This is a genomic window from Xanthomonas sp. 3793 (assembly GCF_024806835.1).
In the GTDB taxonomy this organism is placed as follows: Bacteria; Pseudomonadota; Gammaproteobacteria; order Xanthomonadales; family Xanthomonadaceae; genus Xanthomonas; species Xanthomonas arboricola_F.
In genome coordinates, this window is sequence record NZ_JANTYU010000001.1 from 741,414 (window position 1) to 767,395 (window position 25,982).

Sequence of the window (25,982 nt, forward strand, 5' to 3'; positions counted from 1 at the left end):
CCCAACATGGTGGTGCACCTACCGGATCGGCCATGCCGGAGGCTAGAAAACAAACGCCGAATCCCCTACTTGCACGCTTTGCTGCTGTGAAGGGGCGGCTGCAGGAGCTGGCTTGTTTGTGGCAGCTTGCTTTTGAGGAGCACCTAGTATCACCGGTACCCGTGAACTCATCAATACGGCAACTTCTCCGTCACTCGAGATATTTGGGGATGCTGGGGAGCCATTGGGCGATCGTGAAGAGTTTGCATGCTTTGAGTCAGACACTTGCGTGTCTCTCCCCGCGCTTCGGAGGACTTGGGGCATCGAGCCTAGTGGCCCACCTTGGCCTGAACGCATCGACCCGGCTTCCATGCCCGCGGCGCCTTGTGGAAAGACCTGAGCCGCATCTTGCTGCGACAGCGGGTTATCGTTCTGCAGACGGTCATCTATTACACGTGACAAGAGCCGATCCGGCAACGACTGGAGAGATGCTTTGACTGACTTCACCGGGTGACGGACTTGGGCCTGAGCTTCGCCTACCAAAGGAATAGGAGCAGCGCTCGGCTGCGCATTGGCTTGTGCCATCGAATTGAACACTTTTTGCACGTAGCCATGCCGAAAACCAGTTACAAAATTTCCTGAATAGTAGCAGCTAAGCGCTTTCCCCCAATCCTTCCCAGATCGCTGATAACATTCTGAAAGTATAGCGGAGCCAGCTTTCAGGTTTGGGCACTGCTGAAACGCTTGCTCATAAGATTGCAAACCATATTTCGACAGATTGTAGCGATTTACTTGAGCGAGTCCCAGTGAAAAGTTGTAGCCCTTTTCCTGAAGCATCTGAACAGTGGAAAGCGCTTCACCCAGATTCTTTGGCTGTCGCATAAGCCTGCCACCCACAACCCCAATAGCATAGGGATTATGAGAGGACTCGACGTGGACGACGTGCTGCATCACCGAAAGCGGAGCAGCCATTTCTCCACATGCCATCATTTCAATTCCGGGGAGCACGCTACACCCCTCTCTCTTCATCAAAATTCAAGCAAACCGTCGATTCACGCAAGGAAATATTTGAAGCGAATTCAGTCGAGGCCGGAAAAGGCGAGGTCCTTCTTTTGATCATGACTGAAAACCCCTCTCTGGATTAAAATCAATGCCTGTGATGTATCTACGACCTTCGTGTGCTTTAATATGGACCACGACATCGATTGTCATCATCAACAATCGTTTTATCACATTAAACTCCAAACCAGAACCCTCGGCTGAAGCCTTTACCATCAGCGCCAACTGGTCCCAAGTCTGCTCTGGACTACCGGCATGACAACTGGTTATGGATCCAGGATGTCCAGAAGCACAATTTCTTATGAAATAAAACGCTTCATCGCCGCGCAACTCAGCTAAGATGATGCGATCAGGCTTCATACGCAAGCAGGCCTCCATGCAGCTCTTGGCTGTCACGTTGCTAGCGCTCTGCCCGCCCTTTGAGTAGAGGAGATGAACTACATTCGGCTGCGAAATAAACAATTCGCGTGCGTCCTCGATCGTCACAAGACGCTCGCTTCCAGGAATGTGGTTGACCAGCGACTTCATGAACGTCGTTTTACCGCTACCGGTCGCTCCAGACACAACAATATTTTTCTTATAGAGAACAGCCTGCCTAAAAAACTCGGCATACTGCCGGCATTGGCGGAGCATTAGAAGCTCTTTGTCATGCTCACTGATCTCTCCGCAGTGCTCCAATATCTGATCGAAGAATCCATCCTCTTGATATTGAGATAGTGTTTTTGTGTGTTTCGAGGGCAGGCGAATTGTAATCGAGACTTTACCGGCATCACATGCGGGAGGAACCACAAATTGTGCGCGCTGACCCGTAGGAAAGGTTAGTGAAACAACCGGATCAGCGTCGGTGATGCGCTGACCCGTGTTACTTTCATTCACCACCGCTGTACAGAATTGACGCGCACGCTCGAACGTCAAGCTAGGCACCTCTACCCGCTCCCAACCACCACGGGTCTCCAAATACACTTCTCCCGGACGATTTATGCAGATCTCGGTCACTTCTGACGACAGCATATATTCCTGAATACCAAGCACACTGTACTGGTATTCAAGAAATTCGCTGGATGCCTTTGAGACGGGCGAAACTTCTACGTCCACGTGCGCTCTCGTTACCTTCTTGGCAATACGTTTGTAAAATCGACATCTTTGGCAACATACACATTAACCAGCGAACCCTGGTTGATAGTTACAGTGGCTGGCCGCCTCATGCTTTCTGTTGCCGCATCATTCGCAATACGCTCCATCGTTCTGGCGGTAGCGCTTTCATAAGGCGACTGAACTTCAACACCAGTCTGGGATACCGTGGTCTGTTCGGGGCCGTATTCAGCAGCAGCGTATTTGAAGGCATCTGCCAATAGGCTAATCATCAACGCCGAAGACAATCGCTGCCCCCAGTGCGCATCGTACTGCCCCGGATGTCCAGCACCACCCAGGCCGTCTATACCTGGGCTCGACATAGATACGTCGATGCCTGTTGGTGTTGTGATGCGATCCCAGATAACGGAAACACGCCGTCCGGTCGGACCTCCACTATAGCTACCGTAAATTTTTGAGCCCTTGGGCAGCAGCAACGTTCGACCATTTATTGAATAAACCGGTTCAGTGATAAGACACGACGTGAAACCCGGGATGTCGGTAATCACCCTCGTTTCCAAGATGCAGCGCAAATAAGTTCCACGCACAAGCAACGCATCCGGATGTCGAATGAATTGTGCGCTTGTTGCTTTCTGCTTGTCAGCCTCGCTACCGTCTTCCGAACCAGCCGCCCCTGCTTCGCCTGCAGGATTGAGACCAGCCAAGATCGAATTGGAATACTCCTCGGCACTCATCGGACTGCTGCCGCCAGAACCGGCAGCTCCAGCACCTCCAGCAGAGGCCATACGCCGCTCAGCAAGTGTCGGACCAGCTGGACGGTCATTTGCGGGATAAACTGGCTGCGGATAATCTGGAGTTTGCGGAGGCGGAAGGGGTGGCGGCGCGAGCGAAATGGGGGGAACGTCTTGTTGAACTTCCGCCTGCGCCGGGGCATTTGCCATTTTGGGAAGGCTGGGCGCGGTCACAGTAGCCGTAGGTTCCTTCTTCGCTTCCGCTTCATTTCGGTTAGTAGCGCTCTTGTAAAGAAAAAAAGCGAGCACAAGTAAAACCAGCACGATCGCACCAAGGAAAAACAGCGCTTTTCTATTCAGCCGCTGATCTTCTACCGAACGAAGCTCAGGCGCTGAAGCATCCAGATTTGGCAGCGGCTGCGCTTGAGTACGAGCAAAGTAAGGGTTATTGGGATCCTGACCGCTACTTTGGGCCTGGGGGCGATCGTTCTCGCCATTGTCCTGGCGACCTTCATTATTCTCGGGAGGATTATTCTGGCTCATTTCTTTACATTCCTCCGAAGACCGACGACATTACTTCCATGTCTGATAACCAAATAGGGATAGGTACCATGGACAATGAGTACATTCCCTTCGACTGTGGTGTTGACTACAAAATCTTCGCCATGCTCTTTCTCACGACCGAACACTGCCGGAAAATTTCCCGTCTGGAACTTGCTTGAATCAGTAAGCTTTAGGTACGTAAATCGACCGTCATCATATGCACTAACTGGTACAAGCCACCCCAGACGACTACGCGTGGCGTAGGAATAGTCGAAATAGTACTGCCTATCTTTAGATAGCTCAGTACTGAGCAAAGGCTTCGCATCTTCTTCAACTGCGTCTTTTGCGACCGAAAACTGCGAATCGCTAGGATAGTTGAAAACCACCTTGTACTGAACGCCAGCGCGACGCGCCTGCTCAAGTTCGCGCCAGTCAGTAGCAACAACCTTGAGCTCAAAAATATATGAGTGCGTTTCGGTTCTGACCATCATGTTGGTATCAACATCGACGTTCTTCGGCTTTAAATAAAAAACATTATCTCGCCGAGTCAGCTCCCAACCGCTACTGAAACCAGTACTGTAGTCGAGAATCTTCTCGTTAGGATTCAACTCGATCTGAGTTGTAATCCCCAAACCAGTGCGGATCGGATAGATCTGATCAGCTTTATAGTCGTAATAGTCGACCGCTTGCGCATGAACGCTAACCGACGACCCGACTGCTGATATGCCGGCCAAGAGCCACACTATCAATTTATTCCTATACTTCATTGACCTCTTGCTCCGTCAGTTCCAATCGAAATCCCTTCGGCCGACCTTGCCGCATCAGGCTCTGTCGTTGTCGGTACTGCAACGCCAATCGCCGGAGCAGCCAGGTCTGGACTCGGGGTTGCAATAACCTGAGGCTGGACGCCACTAGCCGACGCACTGGGGCCAGTAGCAGGCGACCCGACGTCTGGCGGGGCCTTGTCGTAGTCATTGTCGACGCGATACTCGGTCACTTGGAATCCTAGAGGATTTTGCAACCTATCTTGCTCATCCAATTTTAGATTATTATTGTAATCAAAAGCCAGGGTAATCAACTTGTTGTCGATAAAAGTCGAGATGCCAGTAGTTTTTTCATACAGGTTACGCTGTATTCTGACAGCAGCCCCCCTAAATCCGCCGGAAGCTCGCTGCCCCAGAGGAGTGATGCTGAGAATTTTAACGCGAATCGACTTTGCCTTTCCGTACTTCAGAAAAGGGTTATCCGGGTTATTTTCCATATACAATTGCTTATGCCCTGCGCCGACTTGCGTAGTAGACATGATAAAAACGAGATTCCAATCACGCAATGTCATAATCTCTGAGTCATAGGACTCGCGCGCCGTTACATATTGCGCAACATTACTCCGATTGATCGCCTCGCTAGATGTAATCTGCTGGTTATAGAAATCCCCCTGAAGTCTGGCAACAGTAGCAGTCCCGGTGGAAGCATCGGCCATTACAAGATACGGAACTTTTTCTTTAAGCGGCAGCATGTAGTAATAACCACCCGCCAACATGACAGACACCGCCAAAGAAGTAGTTGCAACCATCCAGGCACGCCGCTGGCTACGTTGCGCAAGATCTGCAATTGTCAGCTCATAGTTGACCGCTTTCGCAACCACTTGATCAACTTGGTGACTGGGTTCTTTCTTACGGAACATAAGTAATCCGCTTCCACCTATTTTACAAAGGTACTGCGTATTTTATTAGCGCAGAGACGAGGGCTAAAGCATCAACCAGCCGACTTAGAAACAGGCTGGACGACTATCTGGTTTCCAACAATCGCTACGTGCACTCCTTGTGTTGCATAAACAGCACTGAGCTCATCCACCGCTTGCTTTACGCTAGTTGTTTCTATTTTTGCGACTGCGGCGTATAGCGTGTAATCAGAGGTGATGTTGTAAGCAAGCGTCATATTGGAGTCCTTGACCCAACGCTCCAACATTGTTTTTAGCGTACCGTCCATCGGAGTAGCTTGATAAACGTAGGACGCATGCAGCGGCAACTCCATCGGCGTCTCTGCAAAACGATTCACTGGCTTCCATCGCCCGCCGAAATCCGCAGCAGGCTTTGTTGCACATGAAACCAGCGCGAGCATGGTCAGCACAAGACATGTAATTTTCAAGGTATGAACCTTCTTCACGCCCCAATCTCCATAACTAATAAGCAATTTTTGTTTCGCGCCTGCGACGTCATACATTTAGCGTCCAAAGGACTATTTCTAAAACCGAGGAATCGTCGAAATATTTCAGGCACAGCAAATCGCCCGCCAAGAAGGCGAACGAATTTGAGAGATCCAGGCAAGAATGTTCGTCACACATAAACATTTTTACGCTCCATGTAACCCCATTCCTAAGCAACCTGCAGATCAGACTATCGTCAGGGTGCCACTACATCGTGCAATCTGCCTCCTTGGCGACCAACAGTCAAGCTGAAAGTGATGCAAGTCTCTAATTTATGAGAATTTATCATAAAATCGTGATTTTCATCACACTTTTAGATCGAGAACTGGCGTCTTCACCTTGTCTAAAAGACGTGAAGTAAAGTGCTTATCTTCGTAGTACTTTATTTTCTGGCATTTGACCGGGTGCGGGATTCCTTCGTAGAGGAACACTTCATTGTCGTTCCCCATCGCTTTCAGCTCCTGCGGCAACATCAATGCACGCCGCTCCTCCGACACGCTGCGCGTTGTTTCGCGCCCCCTTGTGATGTTTTTCTTCTTGATCGTCGTGTAGCCCAACATCTCCGAGTAGTCGTTCGCGTCCTGTTGTTCGCGCGGTGCGTACAGGATCTGCAGGGCGTGGTTGGTGATGATGGTGCGCGACAGGTCCTTGCCATAGGTCGCGTCCAGCTGCGCCATGCTCTGGATGATGGGCAACAGACGGATGTTGTAGCCCGCCATGTAGGCTACTGCCGTCGCGATGATGTCCACTTTGCCGATCGAGGTGAATTCGTCCATGAGCAGCAAGCATTGATACTTGAGCTCGGGGTTGGACTTCGGCAGTTCGCGGGTGTTGAGGTTGATGATCTGGCTGAAGAGCAGGTTGATGATCAGGCGACTCTCGGCCAGCTTGTTGGGCTGGATGCCGATGTAGATCGTCATCTTCTTCTTGCGTAGATCCGTTAACATGAAGTCGTCGGCGCTGGTAGCCGCATCCAGCACGGGGTTGATCCACGCGTTGAGCGGTTCTTTCAGGGTCCCCATGATGGACGCGAAGGTCTCATCCGCCTGTGACAGCATGTTGGCAAAGGCCGACTTGGCGTTGCTGCTCAGGAACCTGCGCTCGGACAGCGACTTCAGGTATTTCTTAAGGTCGGTACCGTCGCCCGAAGACAGGCGGTAAATTCCGCCCAGCGTGGGCGCCCCTGCCCCGCCCGGGAAGCCAAGCGACAGCTCCTCATCCCAGTTCTCAAACAGATACAGAGCAAAAGCCAAGAATGCATTGCGCGCCTGGCTGACCCAGAATTTTTGATCGTCGGAGCCGTCCGGATACAGCATGGCTGCGATGCTCATCAGGTCCGACACGCGGAATGCGGGATCGTTCGACACGTAGGTCAGTGGATTCCAGCGATGGGTACGCCGATCTTCCGCAAACGGATTGAAGAGAAAGACCTCGTGCCCCTGGCTGGCGCGCCAGCCGCTGGTCAGATCGAAGTTTTCCTGCTTGATGTCCAGGACGACGATCGACTCCTGGTACTCAAGCAGGTTGGGGATGACAACACCCACGCCTTTGCCTGAGCGGGTAGGCGCAGCGAGGATCACGAATTGCTGCCCGCTCAGACGCACCAGCTTGCCGTTGAATTTACCGACGACGATGCCGTTTCCGCTTGGCTTGAAGAGGCCGTGCTTGGCGAGATCGGAAGCCCCGGCGAAGCGCGCGTCGCCGTGCAGTGCGCGCGCTTTGGGCTTGAGGATCAAGGCGATTCCGATGACCCAAACCAGCCCCGGAAAACCGAAGCCAATGGCGCCTGCCATCTTGATCTTGGCAACGTAGGGGGCAACTTCCGGCAATCCCAGCGCACTGTAGTAGCGATAGTAGGTATCCCAGCTATACAAGCTGGTCTCGAGCCGCAACAGGAGCAGGGTCACATAGCCGGACAACAGATATCCGGCGAGTAGTGCCACCACAGTGGCAATCGCGATAATTTTGGCTTTGGACATTCGCCCTTCTCCTTAGGCTTGCATCTGGACGGCGGTCTAGCGACGGACAATGGGCTTGTGGTCAATCAAGTCCGCCTTGCGCCCCCCATTCTCGCTCTCTACGAGAGAGTCGATCCAAACATTGGCTTGATCCAAGGAAAGATCCGGCGTGATTCGCGCCCCCGCATCGGTCACGACCGCATACGCCACCACCGCATCGGGCGCATACACCTCGTCGCGCGTGATCGCCACAATGCGATATCCCCCCCTGGTCAGCACGGTGTGCTGATACTCGTCCATCGCCAGCCTTCCTTTCCGTCAGCGCGGAGGCGATGCTAAAGCAAGACGTGTGATGGAGAAAGCGGTTTCGTAGGCGTCCGTGACTGTCCGCGTCGAGCCGCCCCATCTTTGAGCCCGATTCGGCGAGCTTGGTTTGGCCCTTCCGACGGTGCGGAGGCAGACAGATACGCGCTGGCCGATAGCTCCACTGCTGCCAGCACTAGATCCTTCATCGCCTGCGCCGAGCTATTGAGTGATGTCGCGAGCCAACGGCTGCCTGGGGCATGACGTGGGGTCGCGTGGCGAAAGGTGCGCCTTGGCTGGCGCTGCAGGCGACAGGGTTCGTGCCCAGAACATTCCGACACATCATCGCCACGTGGCTACGCAAGCTCGGTGTTGTCGCGAGAGTGTTCCACTTGCTCGGTCACCGTGCAGCAGGCACAACTGACCGCTACGCGAAGTTCGATCCGACGTATCCGCACCAAGCGAATGAAGGGGTTGGCGTTGATCGCCGAGGACTTGGCCAAGCACGCGCCCAAGTTGAAGAAGCTCCTCATTGGGGTCACTTTGAGTTATTGGCAGACATCGCTGCCGACCATGTAACCACTCAAGTCGCCGTGCCATCTGGACTTGGAGTGGTGGGCGGTACAGGGTTCGAACCTGTGACCCCTACCATGTCAAGGTAGTGCTCTACCGCTGAGCTAACCGCCCGAATCCTGCGCCAGCATTGCGCTGTGCAGGGCGCGCATTCTAGCGCAGGGTTTCGCCGACCACAAGCCCTCCCCCGCGCTTCGTACCACTTCGCCCTACCCCAGGCTTGCGGCCTTCAACTTCTGGATCTGGTCGCGAATCTGCGCCGCTGCCTCGAACTCCAGATCCTTGGCATGCTGATACATCTTCTGCTCCAGGCTCTTGAGCTTGCCGGCAATTTCAGCAGGCTTCATGGCGCGATAATCGGGGGTCTCTTCGGCGACCTGGCGCGACTTCGAGCGCCCCTTGCCCGCCTTCTTCTCGGCCGCATCCTCGCGCGCACCTTCCATGATGTCGGAGATCGGACGCGCCACCGACTTGGGGGTGATGCCGTGCTCGAGGTTGTACTCCACCTGTTTCTCGCGACGGCGGTCGGTTTCGTCGATCGCGGCCTGCATCGAACGCGTCATCTTGTCGGCATACAGGATCGCCTTGCCGCGCAGATTGCGTGCGGCGCGACCGATGGTCTGGATCAGCGAGCCGGTAGAACGCAGGAAGCCTTCCTTGTCCGCATCCAGGATCGCCACCAACGACACTTCCGGCATGTCCAGGCCCTCGCGAAGCAGGTTGATGCCGACCAGCACATCGAACTTGCCCAGGCGCAGATCGCGGATGATCTCCACACGCTCGACCGTGTCGATATCAGAGTGCAGATAGCGCACGCGAATGCCATGCTCACCGAGGTATTCCGTCAGGTTCTCGGCCATGCGCTTGGTCAGCGTCGTGACCAGCACGCGGTCGCCGAGCTTGATGCGCTCGTGCACCTCGGACATCAAGTCGTCGACCTGGGTACCGACCGGGCGAATCTCCACCACCGGATCGATTAGCCCCGTGGGACGCACCACCAGTTCGGTGATTTCGCCGGCAGACTCGCGCAATTCGTAAGGCCCCGGCGTTGCGGAGACATAGATGCTGCGCGGCGAACGCGCCTCCCACTCCTCGAAGCGCAGTGGCCGGTTGTCCAGCGCCGACGGCAGCCGGAAGCCAAACTCCACCAACGTTTCCTTGCGCGAGCGGTCGCCTTTGTACATCGCACCGATTTGCGGAATGGTCACGTGCGACTCATCGATGACCAGCAGCGCATCCGGCGGCAGGTAGTCGAACAGCGTCGGCGGCGGCTCGCCGGGCGCTTTGCCGGTGAGATGCCGCGAATAGTTTTCGATGCCGTTGCAGAAGCCCACTTCAGCCATCATCTCCAGATCGAACTGGGTGCGCTGCGCCAGACGCTGCGCCTCGACCAATTTGTTCTGCGAATACAACTGCTCCAGCCGCTCCTTCAACTCGTCCTTGATCGTATCCACCGCGCTGAGCGTACGCTCGCGCGTGGTGGCGTAATGGGTCTTGGGATACACGGTGTACCGCTGCAGCTTGCGCAGGGTTTCGCCGGTCAACGGGTCGAACAAGGTCAGCTGCTCGACGTCGCCATCGAACAACTCGATCCGCAACGCCTCGGTATCCGACTCGGCCGGAAACACGTCCACCACCTCGCCGCGCACCCGGAATGCGCCGCGTGTGAGCTCGAACTCATTGCGGGTGTACTGCAGATCGGTCAGATGGCGGATCAACTGGCGTTGATCGATGTGCTCGCCCACCGACAGGATCAGGCGCAGCGACAGATAGTCCTCCGGCGCACCCAGACCATAGATCGCCGACACCGTGGCCACCACCAGCGAATCACGACGCGATAGCAAGGTCTTGGTCGCCGACAGACGCATCTGCTCGATGTGCTCGTTGATCGAACTGTCCTTCTCGATGAAGGTGTCCGACGACGGCACGTAAGCTTCGGGCTGGTAGTAGTCGTAATAGCTGACGAAGTACTCGACCGCATTGTTCGGGAAGAACGACTTGAACTCGCCGTACAACTGCGCCGCCAGCGTCTTGTTGGGCGCCATCACCAGGGTCGGCTTTTGCACCTGCTGCACGACATTGGCGATGGTGTAGGTCTTACCCGAGCCGGTCACCCCCAGCAGGGTCTGCTTGGCCAGGCCGGCCTCGAAGTTGGCCACCAGCTTGTCGATGGCCGCTGGCTGGTCACCAGCTGGGGAATACGGGGATACGAGCTCAAAACGATCGGTCATGGAGCGGATCTCGGGGGGAAGGCTGCACGAAAAAACGGAGGTCACCTTTGGTAAAAATCTGACATCCCGCCACGTAGGGACAGACGTTACCTGAGATGTGATCACCTTAGAGACTGCTTGCTCCAACGAAGGAGCAGGAAGAATGCAAGCAGCGACTCGTTCGTGCGAAAAAGGGTACACCGCGCTTCAGTCACTGATCGTGATGGCGATCCTCGGCATCCTGACGACCATCGGCCTGCCCAGCTTCAGGGCGTTGATCGAATGGCAGCGCGCACAGGCGCGGGTCCACCTGCTCACCGCGCATCTGGCGACGGCCAGGAGTCTGGCAGTCACCCAGCGCCTGCCTGTCAGCATCTGTCCATCGGCCGATGGGGCGAGTTGCCGATCGGACAAGAACTGGAGCCAAGGATGGATCCTTTTCAAGGATCCGCTACGCGATGGGCGGCCCGCAGGCGCAGACTCGATCTTGCGAGCCGAACGCTATGCAGCGAGCGACAACATCAGCATCACCGGAACGACTGGCAGACCTGTGGTGCGCTTCCTTCCAAACGGTCGCAACAGCGGCACCAACATCACGATCAGCCTCTGTGCCGGCGCGCATCGCCTTGCGGACGTCATCGTCAACAACTCAGGACGAACGCGATCCGTACGCTATAAGCAGGCAACCAGCTGCTCGATGCACTGAGCTTTCGCCAAAAAAAGAGGCCGCGACTAGTCGCGGCCTCTTCAACATCTTGGCGCCCGAAGTTGGACTCGAACCAACGACCCCCTGATTAACAGTCAAGTGCTCTAACCGGCTGAGCTATTCGGGCGGGGTCCGCATTGTAGCCAGCGGCCAGCGAATCTGCAACCCCCCAAGTTGCACTCGATTGGCTACCAACATTCCGACCGAGCTGGTGTCTTGCGACTGGCTTGATCGATGGTCAAAGTTCCACACTTATCAGCTGACTGAGCGGCCCCCGGAGTAGCCGTTATCACGAACGTGGACTGAGTCTGCTGGGATGCGCCAAGGCTATACGCAGCCGTACCCCCCTCGCGAGGCGAGAACGTCTTAGGCAACTCGAACCCCACATACGTGTTCTGCACCGTATGGAATCGCTCAGCAAGCTGCATGTACTCCACAAGATCGGCCTTTGCCTGCGCCCTTCGAGACTTACGTACATAGTCGGTATAGCTCGGATAAGCAATCGCAGCGAGGATCGCGACAACCGCAACCACGATCATTAACTCAATCAGGGTAAACCCGTGGCTGGCTGATCGACTACTTCCTCTTAGCATCCCACGCCCGTAAAAAACTTGACCGAATACCATCATTGGATCTGCCTCCAAGACTGTCTGCCGCATGGATATGGAACATAAAGTGGCGCCGATCCCGCCGCCGTGACAACCATCCAGCACGAACTCCCTCCCGGCGGCGCACCTGCTGCATTTCCAGCCGGCGAGAGCCGAGGAATGGCAGAGATGCCAACGTCCTTGACCGGAGCACTTCCCGACGTCGCCAATGGAGTACCCGCGACACCGGAGTCAAAGCGCGCTCCAGTCGGCGACCCCTTGCGGGCATTGAACAATCCACCGTTACCGGTACGAGTATCAATGCCGAATAGCCAGTTTGTACCGTCCAGGGAGCAACCAGCACCACGAAGGCTAGGCGTATAAGTCGGCATAAAAACCACCCCCGACACTATTGCCGGATTACCTACCATGCGCTCCTTGGCCGGAAGATCCACAAACCATCCTTGAGCGTTTGAAGGTGCAGCACTGCGGCTCAATATCCTGTCACCATTTAGCGAGGAAACGGTGCTGCCCTGCAAATTTGCTCTTGTGAGCGTTGTCACTACTGCGCCGCGTGAGACATCATTGATCCCGTAAAGGGATTGAATCGCTTCATCGCCAGGGTCGCCGACAAAAGAGAAACTACCGGTGCCAAAGAAAAGCATTACACCACCCGAATCACCAGCGCTAGCAACAAGTCCACCCATAATTGGTTGACGATATGTTTTGTCAGCTTCCACTGAAGTTCGTCCGGTGAACAATGGCACGGTCACTGATCCAGCAGAGCTTCGGAGGTCAAATTTCCAGATTGCACCTTTTTGATCTGCACCATAGACAGTATCTGCATAGCCATCGCGGACCCCGTCCGTCAGCGACGCACCACCCCAACGATCTAGAACGACAATACTTCCCAAACCATTGCTACCAGCAACGACATTACTTGCCTCACCAGCTTCAATCATTGTTACAGTAGGCGTGCCAGTCTTGATATCCACCATAAACAAAACAGCCTTTCCGCTTTGACTGTTATAGCCGTTACCAAAAATAGCTTTCCAAGTAACAGTGCCAGCAGAATTCTTAACTGGAACAACCACGGGCTTACTTAAAACATGACCAATGTTATTTCGAATTGCCGACGATAAGCTGGAGTCAAGATCACTTATCTCCCAAAGCCTGCTAGATGGCGAAAAGCTTGAAGGATCAGACACGTCCAAGGCAAACACACTGCGCCCACCTGCACCTGCAGTGCCAACCGCGATAGTTTTCCACGATGCCCCGTAGTATGCATCGGCAGTAACAACAGGCCCGTCCACAAAGTAGCGATGCGCAAACTTTTGATCATTCAGTCTTGTGGGATCATTAGGAATAAGCAAATTCCCCAAGTGACCCAGGGCTGTAGAAGGTATATAAGCAAAACGCTCGGCACCCCCATTCACGTCCATCGCTCCCGTAGCACCCATACCCCCATCAAACGCATGCAGCATACCGTCATTTGCGCCCACATATACCATGTAGCGCTTTGATGCGGCTTTAGACGTTAGATAAGCATCATAACTTGTCCCAAGCACACCAGGCAAAGCACGATATCCAAAGTCGTCAGTCGGCGAACTAATTACAGGTGTTGAATTAACGATATCACCCAACACAGTCGTCCGATCTCGGAATTTGCCCTTCATTCGAACTTCACCACTTGAATCACCCTTTAGATATGCAATTGCCGTAGCGGCAGTTGCCCCCAAAGTAATTAGCCCAGATTCGCTACATAACGACATCCCGGGATAAAGCGAAGTGGGCTTAGTGCAAAGGTCAGCCAGAGAAACGTTTGCAGAGCTAAATATAGACGCGGCCCCGGCCTTATTAACCACGACATTACGTGAATTAAAGTTAGGCATCCGGGCGCTAGCCTCCCACGCGGCGGTTGTTGTTGCCAACCGCGTGATCGGATCAACAGCAACCTGACTTCCGACAAGGCGTCCGAACCAATCGGTACCGTCACCTTCAATTCGGTAGGACGGAGCAACAGAAAATGAGCCCGTACCAATGCGAGCGCCCGTCTGCGCCGCAGTTCCCGATGGGGAGTTTCCACTGGTAACGGACGTAAGCACTCGCCTCATTGCGGAAGTAATATCAGCCGGAGTACGCGCATTAATATATTCCCCCCTAGTATTCACTGCCGCATGCCATATATCATCAATCGTTGACGGATTATTATCCGAACGAGCTGGCCAATTATCATAAATAGAAGATGTGACATAAGGGTCTTGAACAACGTCGGGATTGAATAAATTCCCGCGCGCACCCAGTGTTACGCCATAGAAATTTATATGAAGATTCTTCTGGCAATCCAAACGGACACCTGGAGCGGAGGCACAAGCGGCCGCAACAGGAACCAATCCTGCCGGCAAGTCAGGACGAATAGGAGAAGCACCGTCAATGTTGTTGTAATACTTCGCGGCTATATCCGCCATCGTATTCGAGTAAGTGTCACTAAATGGCACCCCCATCCCGCCGTCACCTTTCTCATTATCCACAGTCGCGCCATTTCCATTACTATATCCATCAGTAAATAGCATGACTGCATTTTTTTGACATGCCAGTTGGACAGGGGCGGCAGAATCTGTTCTGGTGAACTGAATGCCAGCTGCATTTACTGCCTCGCGATTCGGCGTGCCGCCAGATGCAGTTAGCGCAATGAGATCCTTATATAGCAAGGACTTTTCTGAATCTGCCGCCATATTTCTCATTGGCAGCAAATCACTAGTTGAATCAAAACTTGCATTCTGATTAATACGGAAATATCCAACACGCAAATTACTAGTGTCCGCCAGAGAGCGAGTCATACCGGCGATCATTGCCTTATTGCGATTTCCGTAAAAAGAAAACCAATTGGCGAAATTTTGCAGGGCAGCAGTTGCACCTGTAGCGGGAATCGTATATTTCCAAAGATCACAACCCGAACCACAGGCATTAAGAACTCGCACGCGAGGCACCGAGCCATAGGCGTTAGACTCCCCCGGCAGAGAAGGCAGCGGGTCTGAATCCGATGTGTAGGGCGTAAAAAATACAGAACGCCTCGTTGAGATCAAAACGTCTACAACTCCACCATCCCAGGTACCGCCGTTCGAAGTCTGAATTGCACCATAATCAACCCTTCTAAGAGTTCCGTTATTGTTATAAACATAAGACACCGTTCTGAAAAGAACTCCCCGCGGGATAACCATGCCATTCTGCATTGTAGATGCATCAAACCAGTTACCCCACAAAGAGTCTGCGGTCAGATTCACAGTGTCAGTGTTCGTCGGCCTTGGATCGATTCGAGTAGCTGCAGTACTAGCGGCAGCATAAGACTGCCTATTCTCGTCAACCCACGGCTCATATCTGACCTGAGGATCATAATACGTTGGGTTATATGCCGAAGACCGCGCAAATCCGTACAAATCGATTGGGGGCACACCACTCCTTGTAGGATCAATACGAGGCCCCACTATAACGTGGTTATATCCGCAATCGCTGCCTGACGTATTTAACACTCCACGAGAAAGAAAGAAACTTTGCCGCGCGTTGCTCCAACATCCCTCACCATCCGAACCGGGAAATTGAGTCTGGAATGTCATTGAGCCAGAATCATCAACCGCCATAATGAAGGCGGGAGGAACTGTCACCTGGTTGTTTAGGGGCTCCTGCGCAAGATTCCCCTGCCCTTGAGCAGCCGTCAGGATATAAACCAATCCAAGCCCGATCAGACCGACGGCGCACGAGGCAATTGAAATTCTCGCTTTACGTGATGGCATTTGATTCATCCTCAAAGCTTAAAAACAGTATCGACTACCGATTTGGATGAACCGTTTGTCCGGTCGTCCATCGAAGAACCTGTAATCTGAAAGACAGGGGAAGCAGAATCTAATGGCTGGCCCATACCAATGTTTGCCTCTCCCTGAATGCACTGATCTATTTGCCGCACGTTAGTTGACTGATATGACGATTGCTGCTGCCCCCACTGCACTGGGTCAAAACCATCATCGCAACCTCTTTGAATGCTTCCAGATGAAACAACACTCCCATCGGGCAAGGTAGTTCTGTTAGAAATGGCTTCTACAGAGGCTTCGGCATTACGCACAACACCTTCAGCCAGTTGGAACGAACGGTTCACCACTCGATAATTAGAAGCCATTTTTTCTTGCATTCCCGCAACCTGCATTGCAGAAATCCCGATCAATGCGAGCAAAATTAACATTATAAGAGCAACATAAAGGACAGCACCACGCTGCGCTTTACGTGGATATAGAAACTTTCGGCTGCGAGGAGAAAAATGAATATAGATCATGGTCAGTTACCAAATAAACGATTACGAAGAGCAATTGTCAGCTCATAGCTTGCTCTATAACGATTATCTGAATTCGCCGGCTGGACAACAGTTACACCAAGGACACCAAGGCGGCTTTTTTCTACCGTAGATGGGGCGTTAGCGGGCAGCGGGCTACGCGCAAGGACCCCCACCTGCACCTGCCCTACCCGTCGCCACTGATTAGCCGCTGCAGCATCCGCCCCCGTTGTTACTGCAGACGCGATGCTTTGAGAAGTAATATTCCCAATGGGGGGCGATAAGCGAGAAATATCTGCCGTACTGTCCAAACCATAAAGAATTTGCAGGCTCTCTATCCCTTCAACTAACTCTTCATTCTGCGTGTACGCACCGTCGCTCCCAGCACGAGCGCGGCGAAGCGAGGGTTCACCTGAAGTTCCATTACCAATATAGTAAACAAGCGACTCAGCGCGATACAGCATCGTTTGACCGGTTGGCTGAGCGGTATATCTAGAGAGATCTACTGCTGCAGTCACTGACGAGTTAGTAGATGTTCCAGCAAAGACATCTGCATGAGAACAATCAGCAACTCCAAAAAGTGTTGGCGTAGCGACGCCATTGCTTGTCAATCTTGACCAACGACCTGCCTCCACGCTCACCACTGAATTTCCGCCGGTTACCGCTAGAGCTGTGACCGGCGCGCCCTCAGCGGAAAGGTAACGCAGGACGATGATGTCGCTGCCAGGACGAGGAGCCGGACTGAGTGCTTGGATCTCAGCGGGAAGCCCAGTAACCGCTCCCCAGGTCCCTCCTATTGTCAGCTGACTGCCTGGTGCGGTTCCGGCAGCTTCATAACCCTGAATCGAAACTGAGAAATCCAGCGGACTACCACTTCCAGTGGAAGTGGAAAGATTCACTTTAGGGTCGCCCTCACCCTTCACGAAATGCGCTTGATCGTTGATACAGCCGAAATGTCCTGCCATGCGAATGTCATGCGCAAGAAAATCCAATGCAAATCGAGCATTCTCTTGCGCTCGCGACGCTCCTTCCGAAAGCTGAAAAGCTGAGCGGGACGCTGAGAAAATCTGGATAACGCCCAACAAAAGAATTAGACCAATGACCAAGGCGATCATCATCTCGATAAGGGACAAACCCGCAACTTTGGTACGTGCAGTCATCAACTTAGATCTCAGTTTGCAATGCGAAAGTAGTGGAAGCATCGGGGTTATCCGAATTCCATCGCTGATCCCCCCAGCTTATCGACACCGACACTTGCCCTTTGACGTAAGTAACGTTTGCCGAAGCACGCTCTCCTAATGCTTTCGCTACCTGACATTTCCAACGAGTCACGTTATCGCTGACGGCGAGTGCTGCGCCCACCGGTCGATTGCATGCTCCGTCAACATTAACAGACCCTGCACTGAAAGTTGCGGCAGTATATTGGCTCGCTTGAAAACGATTCGACCTCATTTGATCGATCAAATCGTATGCCAGATTTGTTGCCTGTGTCCGATAGTTTGCACTCTGTACGAAGCGAACACTCATCGTTTGCAAAAGTGCAAATCCCAGCAGACCAAATGCAAGCACCAGAATTGCAATCAGAACCTCAAGCAATGTGAATCCCTGATTATGCCTCTTACTTAAATACCTCCTCATTGGCACGCATCCTTTCTGGTTCGCACTTGTCCAGAGGCATTAATCAGCAAGGTACGCATCACCTGCCCAGAACACTGATCAGGACGCACTGTGATTTGCTGATCTCCGGCTGACACACGCCTTCCACGTGAATCGAAAGCTATAACACCAGAAGAAGGCCCCTGAAGAATTAAGCGGGCATTGCCAAGCCAATAGCGCAGCACAGTCTCGCCACCATCCAATGCTCCATTCGCATTAGCGTCTCCCCATGCGAGTACTCCAGCATTCCAGTTGCCATCGCAAGAAGTTCCATTAGAGCTACCGCAGACTCCTCCACCCTGAGCACTTCGGAGTGCTTCACTTCTGGCTAGATTAAGTATTCCAAGCATTTCATTATTCGCGGACGCAGCGCGATTGGATCGAATAACGCCCTGAAAGCTTGGATATCCGATCGCAGTAACAATGGCAATGACCGCTACCGTAGTCATCAGCTCCAGCAACGTGAATCCGCGAGTACGACCTGCAAACATCAGTACGCTCCCCAGCGTTAGTACTGGGGAGCTTGAGGGGTCACACGCCTTCTATCAAGTGTTGGTCTGACAAACGGGGCTCTAGGCCGACAAGCGTCGAAAGGGCTGGCCTGACCTAGGTCACCACCCGATAACAAGGCCGGTAATCCCCAGAGATCTTCATCCGGCGTTGTTCGACGAAGCCGCGCAGCAGTTCGTCCAGAGCCTGCATGATGTCCGGGTCGCCATGGATCTCGAACGGGCCGAACTCCTCTATGCGGCGCATGCCGTCCTCCTTGACGTTGCCGGCGACGATGCCGGAGAAGGCACGGCGCAGGTCGGCCGCCAGGGCGGGCGCCGGGCGGCCGTGGTGCAGGTCCAGCGCAGCCATGGCTTCGTGGCTGGGCACGAACGGCTGCTGGTACTCGAGCGGGATATGCACCGACCAGTTGAAGTAATACGAGTCCTTCTGGTCCTTGCGGTGCGCGCGCACCTCGTGGATGCCTTCTGCCATACGGCGTGCGACGGCGACCGGGTCGCCGACGATGATCTCGTAGCGCGACGCAGCCGCCTCGCCGAGAGTGAGGCGGATGAAGCGGTCGATCTGTTCGAAGTACGGCGCGGCGATGGTCGGCCCGGTCAGGATCAGCGGGAACGGCAGGTCGGCGTTTTCTTCGCGTAGCAGGATGCCGAGCAGATAGAGAATTTCTTCGGCGGTACCGACGCCCCCCGGAAACACCAGGATGCCATGACCGATCCGGACGAAGGCTTCCAGGCGCTTCTCGATGTCCGGCATGATCACCAGGTGGTTGACGATCGGATTCGGTGACTCCGCCGCGATGATGCCCGGCTCGGTCACGCCGATGTAGCGGGTGTGGTGCTTGCGCTGCTTGGCGTGGGCGATGGTGGCGCCCTTCATCGGGCCCTTCATCGCACCCGGGCCACAGCCGGTGCAGATATCCAGGCCACGCAGGCCGAGCTCGTAGCCGACCTGCTTGGTGTACAGATATTCGTCGCGCGAGATGGAATGCCCGCCCCAGCACACGACCAGATTTGGGTCCGACGGCTGCAGGATGCGCGCATTGCGCAACTGGCCGAAAACGGCGTTGGTGATGCCTTCGCTGGTGTCCAGATCGGCGCGCTGCGCCTCCAGCTCGATCGCCATGTAAGCGAGATCGCGGACGACGGCAAACAGCAGCTCGGCAACGCCGCGGATGATCTCGCCGTCGACGAACGCCATTGCCGGCGCGTTGCTCAGGTCGATGCGGATGCCGCGATCCTGCTGATTCACCTGGATGTCGAAATCCGGATACAGGTCGCGCGCGGCGCGCGGGTCGTCCGAGGCGCTGCCACTGGTCAGCACCGCCAGCGCGCAACGGCGCAGCAATTCGTGCATGCCGCCGCTGGATGCATCGCGCAACCGGGCCACTTCCGCCTTGGACAATACGTCCAGGCCACCACGCGGATAGATCCGCGCATCCACCACCGGCAGCGCCCGTGCTGCCGTACTGCTGAGTTCCATAGCTTGCTCCTGTCGTATCTCAGAACTTTAGCGTACTCACCCCCACAAAAGAAAACGGCCGGGAGAACCCGGCCGTTTTTGCAAGCTTCGAGCCGCTAGCCAGCTTTAGAACTGGTAGCGGAAGCCCAGCTGCAGCGCCCAGCGGGAGATGCCGCGATCGTCATATACGGTGGATTGATCCGGCGTATTGAAGCGATACACGTATTTGCCGCTGGCCGCATCGATACCACCATACTCCGCGACACCGCGCATGCCGGGGAAGCCATACTCTTCGACGCGGCCCCACTTCTTGTTGAGCAGGTTGCCGACGTTCATGACGTCGAGCCACACAGATGCCTTGTTGTCCTTGAAGAAGCCAGGAATCTCCTGCTCGATGTGCAGATCGAACTGGTTGATCCAGGGGTTGCGTGCCCCGTTGCGCTCGGCAACCTGACCACGGCGGGCAGCCAGATACTCGTTCCCTTCGATGTAGTTCCAGAATGCCTGCTCTTCTGCCGCGCTACCGAACAGCACATCGCCACGACCGGCCGGAATGTAAAGCAGGTCATTCAGGCGACCATCGCCATTAGCGTCGTTATCGAACGTGTAACTGTACGGACGGCCATTGCGGCCTTGGTAGATCAGGCCCAACTTGGTCTCGTAGTCGCCAAAGAACGCGTGCTTCCAGTTCAAGGTACCGAGGATGCTGTTCTTGACTTCGTACGCGGCAGTCGAGGCGACGTTTTCATTGGCTTGGAAGACGGCGTTGTTACCCAGCTGCGAGCCTGAGGTCGAACTGGTCAGACCGCTGACTTCATCGGCATCGGTGTACGTGTAGTAAAGGCCCCAAGACCAGTCGCCGCCGTTGAACGGCTTGTTCAGGCCGATGGTGAAGCTTTCACTTCCGCCCTTGTCGGTTGGACGAGCAATCAGCGCATCGTTGTACCGGCGGTCACGATTACCGCGTGCATCCACCGAAACGCCGCTCGGCTGCAGGCCATTCCTATCCCAGCTGCTAGGACGAAGACCGTTCGCATTCCAGTAGATGTTGCGGCCATCCTGTCCGATTGCACTCGCCGCACCCAGGTTCAACTGCTGGTAGTAGATAGCCTCGTTAACCTGGGTCACTACGGCTTCGGCAGATGCAACGATGCCATACCAGGGAAGCTCGGTATCAAAGGCGAGGTTCGCTTTCCACACCGAAGGCTGGCCCAACTTGCCATCAACGAAATCGACAGACTGCGTGCTGCCCGCAACCGTCGTGCCCGTCGGCTGATTGTTGATATCCGGGGTGAAACGGATACCGTTATCACGCACCAGTGCTGGGCTGGAGAAGTTGTAATCCGTGTAGGCCAAACCGGTATTGGAATACGGATTCGAAAGCCACACGGTTGCTGCGGCGCCCTGGAACAGGCCGACGCCGCCACGCAGCTGCGTCGGGCGATCACTATCAAACGTGTAGTTGAAACCAAAACGCGGCTCGAACAGGCCATTCCCGTCAATGGTTTGATCGTTGCGGAAGCCAAACACGGACGATGCCGTCGCGTTATAGGCAGGGCTGTTTTTCACCATCGGCTCGTCGTAACGCAGACCGAAGGTCAGCGTCAGGTTGTTATTGACTGCCCAGGTATCCTGCACAAATACACCTACGTTACGCATACCCCACTTGGCAGCAATATCGTCAATGTTGCCGCTGTTGGAACGCGAGTAGCGATAATTCTGGGCAATATTGTTGCGGTAATCCGAAATCGAATTGAACGTATAAGAACCGAAGACACGCTGACCGAACAGGTTGAACAGATCGTTGTCTTCGTAGTCGAAGCCGAACTTGACAGTGTGATCGTTCAAAAACAGCGTACCTGCGAAGAACGCATTCCAGGTTTCGGTACGCAGCTCGTTGGCCTGGGTGCTCTGCTCGGTACCCAAATTGACGGTGTTGTTACCAATACGCACTGCTACGGCCGGCAGCTGCGAAGCTGCGGTACGCACTGCGGAGTAATCGCGATACGACACCTTCGCTTCGGTGGAGAACGTATCGGTCCAATCGCTGAACAACTGGGCGGTGTAGGTCTTGAGGCTGAAGTCGCGGACGTAGTGATACGAATTCAGGGACAGCGCCTGATTGCCAAAACCATTGAGGTTGGCGGTGCTCTGCTCGCTCTCGCCATAGCGGAACGAGCCGCGATGCTTGTCGGAGATGTTCCAATCGAGCTTGAAGCCCTTTTCTTCGGAATCAGAGTCCAGGGCCGGCAGAGCGAGAGTTCCCGGATCGAAGCCATAGACATTGCGCGAGATGTCGATGATCTCGTCGACCTGCGCCTGCGAGATCGGAACGATATTGCTCGCGCCCGAGCCAGTCGGGCCGTAGCCGGAAGCGCCGGTGAACACGCCTTTGCCCTTGTACTTTTCGTAGTTGGCAAAGAAGAACAGCTTGTCTTTGACGATCGGGCCGCCGAGGGTCAAGCCATAGGTGGACTCGTTATCGAACAGCTGCGGTCGAATATCGTTCTGGTTCTTGCCCGACCAATCGTTCTCGCGATAAGTGCCATAGACCGAACCGTGGAACTCGTTGGTACCGGACTTGGTGACCGCATTGATCACACCACCAGTGGCACCGGTAATGGTGACGTCGTAATTGGCAACGTCGACGGAGATTTCGTCGATGACATCCATCGAGAAGGGCTGGCGGGGCGTCGGCAAGCCATTGGACTCAAGGCCGAACGCGTCGTTGGTGCTGATACCGTCGACTCGGATCAGATTGAAGCGCGGATTTTGGCCACCAACGGAAATTTCATTACGCGCCTTGTCGGTCTGCGCAACACGCGGATCCAGACGTACGTAGTCCTGCAGGTTACGATTGATCGACGGAAGCGATTCGATCTGCTCGCGGGTCACGTTGGTGCCGGTACCCATCTTGTTGGCGCTGAACAGCGCCGAGCCGTAGTCGCCACCAATAGCCTGCACAGCACCCAGCGTGGTGACGTCGCCACCCAGGGAAGCATCGACGCTGTTGACCTGATTGAGGTTGAGGTAAACGCCCTCTTCGGTCTTGGTGCCTTCACCCGGTTTGGTGATGGTGATGGTGTACGGCCCACCCACACGCAGGCCGCGCGCGTTGTAGCGTCCGCTGGCATCGGTGGTGGCGCGGCTGACGGTACCCGATTCGACGTGGGTGATCGTGACTTCGGCATTCGGCACCGGCTGACCGCCGCTGCTGGTGACCAGGCCAGCGACGCCGGCGGAGGTGCTCTGCGCAAATACGGGAGCGGCGGCGAGTGCGGCAACGAGACCAAGCGTGAGCTTGGACATGCGGAGACAACGGGGGTGGGTCATTTCGGTGGCCTCGATACAGGTTGGGCAGTGACAAAAGCGCAGTCAGCCCAACCGTTCCCGGGGGTGGGCTGCCGATGATCTGGGGTCCCTCGCCGGGCGGCTGGTTGCTGCCGCAACGGTTAACAACAGATTAACACGCTAAGGCCTGATTGTGACGGCGGCGTGACAAAGTTCGCGCACTGCAACATGAACTTCGCATGTGAAGGCGCAATGGCCTTGTTGCGCAAGATCGCAGCGGGAGCGAGACCTGCGTCTCGACTGAGCCAAATTCGGTCGTCAAAAGCGGGCCGGACTGCGGCTGGACCCGGTTTGCGCAAAGGAGCGCGCGTCGCGCCAAGGCCAGTGCCAGCCCCTGATATGACAGCGCCCTTAAATCGACACCGGCAGCTTGAAGTACGTCCCCAACCCATCCAGGAACATCTGCACGGAAATCGCGACCAGCAGCATGCCCATCAGCCGCTCGATCGCGGTCAGTGCACGGTGGCCGAGCAGTTTGTACAGCAACGGGGCCGAGGCCAGGATCGTGGAGGCGCCGATCCAGGCGATCATCAGCGCCAGGCTCCAGTCCCACAGACGCGTGGGTTCGTTACTGCCCATGAGCATGACCGCGGCCATGCCGGACGGTCCGGCCACCAGCGGAATGGCCAGCGGCACGATGAAGGGCTCGCCGTCCGGGATCTCGCCCATCAGGCCTTCCGGGCGCGGGAAGATCATGCGGATGCCGATCAGAAACAGCACGATGCCGCCGGCGATCGCCACCGATTCCTGCCGCAGATGCATCAGTTCCAGCGCATATTTGCCGCCCCACAAAAACGCCATCAACACGATCAGGGCGATCAGCAGCTCGCGCGCGAGCACGAAGCGCTGCCGCTTGGGCGGCAACGGTTTGAGCACGCTGAGAAAGACCGGGATGTTGCCCAGCGGGTCCAGGATCAGGAACAGCAGCAAGGCCGCCGACAGAATGGTCATGCGCAAGGGCTCCAGATCGCACCGCGGTGCGGGGCACCTGCCATGGACAACAAGGTGACACAGGCAGACGCGTAACGGACGGGGTCGGCCGCCTCGCCGTCTTCCTGATGGGTAAAGGCGCGCGCGCGCAATGCGGTGCGCATCGGCCCTGGTTGCAGGCCATGGACGCGCACCGGGCCGGCTGCGGTTTCGTGATGCAGGCTGGCGATCACGCCGAGCTGCGCGTGCTGGGCGGCGCCGTAGGCGCCCCAGTAGGCCTGACCGACGCGCCCGGCATCGTCGACCACGAAGACCACGGCCGCGTCGTCCTGCTGTCGCATCAGTGGAAGGCAGGCCTGGGTCAACCAGGCGCGTGCGGTGAGATTGACGTGGATGCTGCGTGCGAAGTCCGCAGGTGCCGCAAGTTCGGCCGGCGTCAGCCCGCCGAAATCGGCGGCGCAATGCAGCAGCCCATGGACACCGCCCAATTCGGACTGCAGCCGTTGCGCCAACCCAGCGTAATCATCGGGTGTTGCGCCAGCCAGATCGAGCGGGTACAGCAACGGCTCCGGACCCAGCGTTGCCACCGCATCGTAGACGCGCTCCAACGGACGCAGCTTGCGCCCCAGCAGTACCACGGTCGCCCCTGCCGATGCGCATGCCCGTGCGGCGGCGGCGCCCAGCCCACCGGCCGCGCCGGTGATCAGCACCACCCGCCCGGCCAGCGACTGCGGCGGACCCTGGTCCTGCAACGCACTCACGGCTGATACGCTTCGGTGACGATGCGCTTGAGTTCGCCGGCTTCGAACAGTTCCAGCGTGATGTCGCAACCGCCGATCAGCTCGCCATGGATGAACAACTGCGGGAAGGTCGGCCAATTGGAATAACGCGGCAGGTTGGCGCGGATTTCGGGGTCTTCCAGCACATTGACCGTGCGCAGCTGATCGGCGCCGGCGGCGATCAACGCCTGCACTGCGCGACTGGAAAACCCGCACATCGGAAACTGCGGGGTGCCTTTCATGAACAGCACGATCGGGTGTTGTTCGACTTCGGCCTGGATCCGTTCCATCACCGGCATTGGACTCTCCTGACTGGGAGCGGCAGGCCCGACCGCCGGGTCGGATAGACTTCCGCAAAGGCGCGCATTGTAAGCCTTCACGCGACCTGCCGCCGGACTCCCTTCGCTGCCTTGCACATCATGCCGATCGAACACGCTGCACTGCCCTACTCCCGCGCCGCTCTGGAGCCGCATCTGTCTTCCGCGACCCTGGAGGCGCACCACGGCGTCTGTCATCGCGGCGAGGTCGAACGGCTCAATACGCGCATCGAAGGCAGCGAATTTGCCGAGCTGACGCTGGAAGAGATCATCGCGCAGGCGCAGGGCACGCTGTTCCATCTGGCCGCGCAGGTGTGGAACCACAATTTCTATTGGCAATGCCTGCGGCCACGCGGTGGCGGCGAGCCGCTCGGCAAGCTGGCCGACGGCATCGGCAGATCGTTCGGCGATTTCGTGCACTTCAAGCAGGAGTTCAATCGCGTCGCCCTGAGCAGCTTCGGCTCGGGCTGGGTCTGGCTGGTACAACGCCCGGACGGCGCATTGGCCGTTGTCGCCACGCCCAATGCGTCCACGCCACTGACCGGGCCGGACACGCCGCTACTGGCATGCGACCTCTGGGAACACGCGTACTACCTGGATTACCAGCAGGACCGTGCTCAGTACCTGGAGGCGTTCTGGAAGCTGATCAACTGGGATTTCGTAGCCAGCCGGCTGAGCTGACACGCGCACCTGGATGTCGATGGACCGCC

General features: G+C 55.8%; 22 protein-coding genes and 2 tRNA genes. 2 read left to right on the top strand and 22 right to left on the bottom strand.

The window, feature by feature from the left end; translation table 11 throughout:
- Window positions 1-42 precede the first annotated feature (42 nt).
- The 10 genes from FHY18_RS03055 to uvrB form a co-directional block, all read right to left on the bottom strand.
- The gene (locus tag FHY18_RS03055) at window positions 43-987 is read right to left on the bottom strand and encodes a lytic transglycosylase domain-containing protein (protein WP_259150983.1); all 945 of its coding nucleotides are present in this window, start codon (window positions 985-987) and stop codon (window positions 43-45) included.
- A 108-nt stretch (window positions 988-1,095) separates the two neighbouring features.
- Window positions 1,096-2,133: a P-type DNA transfer ATPase VirB11 gene (gene virB11, locus FHY18_RS03060; protein WP_259150984.1), complete on the bottom strand. Its 1,038-nt coding sequence runs from the start codon at window positions 2,131-2,133 to the stop codon at window positions 1,096-1,098.
- Window positions 2,134-2,144: 11 nt separating this feature from the next.
- Entirely contained in the window at window positions 2,145-3,404 is a 1,260-nt protein-coding gene (locus FHY18_RS03065) for a TrbI/VirB10 family protein (protein WP_259150986.1), read from the bottom strand.
- Complete coding sequence (locus tag FHY18_RS03070; protein ID WP_259150987.1) at window positions 3,401-4,171, bottom strand: TrbG/VirB9 family P-type conjugative transfer protein; 771 nt, start codon at window positions 4,169-4,171, stop codon at window positions 3,401-3,403. The genes FHY18_RS03065 and FHY18_RS03070 overlap by 4 nt, the downstream gene beginning before the upstream one ends.
- Window positions 4,168-5,088 (bottom strand): type IV secretion system protein, encoded by a 921-nt coding sequence (locus FHY18_RS03075; protein ID WP_259150988.1) that lies wholly within the window; start codon window positions 5,086-5,088, stop codon window positions 4,168-4,170. Before FHY18_RS03075 ends, FHY18_RS03070 begins: the two co-directional genes overlap by 4 nt.
- Before the next feature lie 71 nt (window positions 5,089-5,159).
- On the bottom strand, window positions 5,160-5,525 hold the full coding sequence (locus tag FHY18_RS03080; RefSeq protein ID WP_259152478.1) for a toxin co-regulated pilus biosynthesis Q family protein: 366 nt from the start codon (window positions 5,523-5,525) through the stop codon (window positions 5,160-5,162).
- Between the two features lie 390 nt (window positions 5,526-5,915).
- A complete protein-coding gene (locus FHY18_RS03085) occupies window positions 5,916-7,589 on the bottom strand; it encodes a type IV secretory system conjugative DNA transfer family protein (protein ID WP_259150989.1) in 1,674 nt (557 codons plus the stop codon).
- Between the two features lie 36 nt (window positions 7,590-7,625).
- Window positions 7,626-7,868 carry a hypothetical protein gene (locus FHY18_RS03090; RefSeq protein WP_259150990.1) on the bottom strand — a complete coding sequence of 81 codons (243 nt, stop codon included), beginning with the start codon at window positions 7,866-7,868 and terminating at the stop codon, window positions 7,626-7,628.
- A gap of 615 nt (window positions 7,869-8,483) precedes the next feature.
- Window positions 8,484-8,558 (bottom strand) — tRNA-Val (locus FHY18_RS03095).
- Between the two features lie 95 nt (window positions 8,559-8,653).
- Entirely contained in the window at window positions 8,654-10,675 is a 2,022-nt protein-coding gene (gene uvrB / locus FHY18_RS03100) for an excinuclease ABC subunit UvrB (protein WP_259150991.1), read from the bottom strand.
- Window positions 10,676-10,817: 142 nt separating this feature from the next.
- Between uvrB and FHY18_RS03105 the strand changes: the two genes are divergently transcribed.
- Window positions 10,818-11,360 (top strand): GspH/FimT family pseudopilin, encoded by a 543-nt coding sequence (locus FHY18_RS03105; RefSeq protein ID WP_259150992.1) that lies wholly within the window; start codon window positions 10,818-10,820, stop codon window positions 11,358-11,360.
- A gap of 50 nt (window positions 11,361-11,410) precedes the next feature.
- On the opposite strand, the gene FHY18_RS03110 is transcribed toward FHY18_RS03105, so the two are convergent.
- The 12 genes from FHY18_RS03110 to grxD all read right to left on the bottom strand — a co-directional run bounded on the left by FHY18_RS03110 (window position 11,411) and on the right by grxD (window position 25,254).
- Window positions 11,411-11,487: transfer RNA gene (locus FHY18_RS03110), tRNA-Asn, on the bottom strand.
- A gap of 61 nt (window positions 11,488-11,548) precedes the next feature.
- On the bottom strand, window positions 11,549-11,953 hold the full coding sequence (locus tag FHY18_RS03115) for a type IV pilin protein (RefSeq protein ID WP_259152480.1): 405 nt from the start codon (window positions 11,951-11,953) through the stop codon (window positions 11,549-11,551).
- 32 nt (window positions 11,954-11,985) lie between these two features.
- The gene (locus FHY18_RS03120) at window positions 11,986-15,738 is read right to left on the bottom strand and encodes a PilC/PilY family type IV pilus protein (protein ID WP_259150993.1); all 3,753 of its coding nucleotides are present in this window, start codon (window positions 15,736-15,738) and stop codon (window positions 11,986-11,988) included.
- Between the two features lie 11 nt (window positions 15,739-15,749).
- A complete protein-coding gene (locus FHY18_RS03125) occupies window positions 15,750-16,271 on the bottom strand; it encodes a PilX N-terminal domain-containing pilus assembly protein (RefSeq protein ID WP_259150994.1) in 522 nt (173 codons plus the stop codon).
- Window positions 16,272-16,273: 2 nt separating this feature from the next.
- Window positions 16,274-17,428, bottom strand: a complete 1,155-nt coding sequence (locus tag FHY18_RS03130) for a PilW family protein (protein ID WP_259150995.1) — start codon at window positions 17,426-17,428, stop codon at window positions 16,274-16,276.
- A 4-nt stretch (window positions 17,429-17,432) separates the two neighbouring features.
- Entirely contained in the window at window positions 17,433-17,906 is a 474-nt protein-coding gene (pilV, locus tag FHY18_RS03135) for a type IV pilus modification protein PilV (protein WP_259150996.1), read from the bottom strand.
- On the bottom strand, window positions 17,903-18,415 hold the full coding sequence (locus FHY18_RS03140) for a Tfp pilus assembly protein FimT/FimU (RefSeq protein ID WP_259150997.1): 513 nt from the start codon (window positions 18,413-18,415) through the stop codon (window positions 17,903-17,905). The genes pilV and FHY18_RS03140 overlap by 4 nt, the downstream gene beginning before the upstream one ends.
- A 115-nt stretch (window positions 18,416-18,530) precedes the next feature.
- On the bottom strand, window positions 18,531-19,916 hold the full coding sequence (gene ppnN, locus FHY18_RS03145) for a nucleotide 5'-monophosphate nucleosidase PpnN (RefSeq protein ID WP_259150999.1): 1,386 nt from the start codon (window positions 19,914-19,916) through the stop codon (window positions 18,531-18,533).
- Between the two features lie 105 nt (window positions 19,917-20,021).
- Window positions 20,022-23,228, bottom strand: coding sequence for a TonB-dependent receptor (locus FHY18_RS03150; RefSeq protein WP_259151000.1), 3,207 nt, complete (start codon window positions 23,226-23,228; stop codon window positions 20,022-20,024).
- 369 nt (window positions 23,229-23,597) lie between these two features.
- Window positions 23,598-24,197, bottom strand: coding sequence for a YhgN family NAAT transporter (locus FHY18_RS03155; RefSeq protein ID WP_046963961.1), 600 nt, complete (start codon window positions 24,195-24,197; stop codon window positions 23,598-23,600).
- A complete protein-coding gene (locus FHY18_RS03160) occupies window positions 24,194-24,937 on the bottom strand; it encodes an SDR family NAD(P)-dependent oxidoreductase (RefSeq protein WP_259151002.1) in 744 nt (247 codons plus the stop codon). Before FHY18_RS03160 ends, FHY18_RS03155 begins: the two co-directional genes overlap by 4 nt.
- Complete coding sequence (gene grxD / locus FHY18_RS03165) at window positions 24,934-25,254, bottom strand: Grx4 family monothiol glutaredoxin (RefSeq protein ID WP_259151003.1); 321 nt, start codon at window positions 25,252-25,254, stop codon at window positions 24,934-24,936. Before grxD ends, FHY18_RS03160 begins: the two co-directional genes overlap by 4 nt.
- 120 nt (window positions 25,255-25,374) lie before the next feature.
- Between grxD and FHY18_RS03170 the strand changes: the two genes are divergently transcribed.
- Complete coding sequence (locus tag FHY18_RS03170; protein WP_259151004.1) at window positions 25,375-25,953, top strand: Fe-Mn family superoxide dismutase; 579 nt, start codon at window positions 25,375-25,377, stop codon at window positions 25,951-25,953.
- Window positions 25,954-25,982 lie beyond the last annotated feature (29 nt).

Coding starts and splice junctions, on each gene's coding strand:
- FHY18_RS03065 (WP_259150986.1), bottom strand. CDS start 3,404: ATGAGCCAGAATAATCCTCCCGAGAATAATGAAGGTCGCCAGGACAAT.
- FHY18_RS03070 (WP_259150987.1), bottom strand. CDS start 4,171: ATGAAGTATAGGAATAAATTGATAGTGTGGCTCTTGGCCGGCATATCA.
- FHY18_RS03075 (WP_259150988.1), bottom strand. CDS start 5,088: ATGTTCCGTAAGAAAGAACCCAGTCACCAAGTTGATCAAGTGGTTGCG.
- FHY18_RS03080 (WP_259152478.1), bottom strand. CDS start 5,525: ATGCTCGCGCTGGTTTCATGTGCAACAAAGCCTGCTGCGGATTTCGGC.
- FHY18_RS03085 (WP_259150989.1), bottom strand. CDS start 7,589: ATGTCCAAAGCCAAAATTATCGCGATTGCCACTGTGGTGGCACTACTC.
- FHY18_RS03090 (WP_259150990.1), bottom strand. CDS start 7,868: ATGGACGAGTATCAGCACACCGTGCTGACCAGGGGGGGATATCGCATT.
- uvrB (WP_259150991.1), bottom strand. CDS start 10,675: ATGACCGATCGTTTTGAGCTCGTATCCCCGTATTCCCCAGCTGGTGAC.
- FHY18_RS03105 (WP_259150992.1), top strand. CDS start 10,818: ATGCAAGCAGCGACTCGTTCGTGCGAAAAAGGGTACACCGCGCTTCAG.
- FHY18_RS03115 (WP_259152480.1), bottom strand. CDS start 11,953: ATGCTAAGAGGAAGTAGTCGATCAGCCAGCCACGGGTTTACCCTGATT.
- FHY18_RS03120 (WP_259150993.1), bottom strand. CDS start 15,738: ATGCCATCACGTAAAGCGAGAATTTCAATTGCCTCGTGCGCCGTCGGT.
- FHY18_RS03125 (WP_259150994.1), bottom strand. CDS start 16,271: ATGATCTATATTCATTTTTCTCCTCGCAGCCGAAAGTTTCTATATCCA.
- FHY18_RS03130 (WP_259150995.1), bottom strand. CDS start 17,428: ATGACTGCACGTACCAAAGTTGCGGGTTTGTCCCTTATCGAGATGATG.
- pilV (WP_259150996.1), bottom strand. CDS start 17,906: ATGAGGAGGTATTTAAGTAAGAGGCATAATCAGGGATTCACATTGCTT.
- FHY18_RS03140 (WP_259150997.1), bottom strand. CDS start 18,415: ATGTTTGCAGGTCGTACTCGCGGATTCACGTTGCTGGAGCTGATGACT.
- ppnN (WP_259150999.1), bottom strand. CDS start 19,916: ATGGAACTCAGCAGTACGGCAGCACGGGCGCTGCCGGTGGTGGATGCG.
- FHY18_RS03150 (WP_259151000.1), bottom strand. CDS start 23,228: ATGACCCACCCCCGTTGTCTCCGCATGTCCAAGCTCACGCTTGGTCTC.
- FHY18_RS03155 (WP_046963961.1), bottom strand. CDS start 24,197: ATGACCATTCTGTCGGCGGCCTTGCTGCTGTTCCTGATCCTGGACCCG.
- grxD (WP_259151003.1), bottom strand. CDS start 25,254: ATGCCGGTGATGGAACGGATCCAGGCCGAAGTCGAACAACACCCGATC.
- FHY18_RS03170 (WP_259151004.1), top strand. CDS start 25,375: ATGCCGATCGAACACGCTGCACTGCCCTACTCCCGCGCCGCTCTGGAG.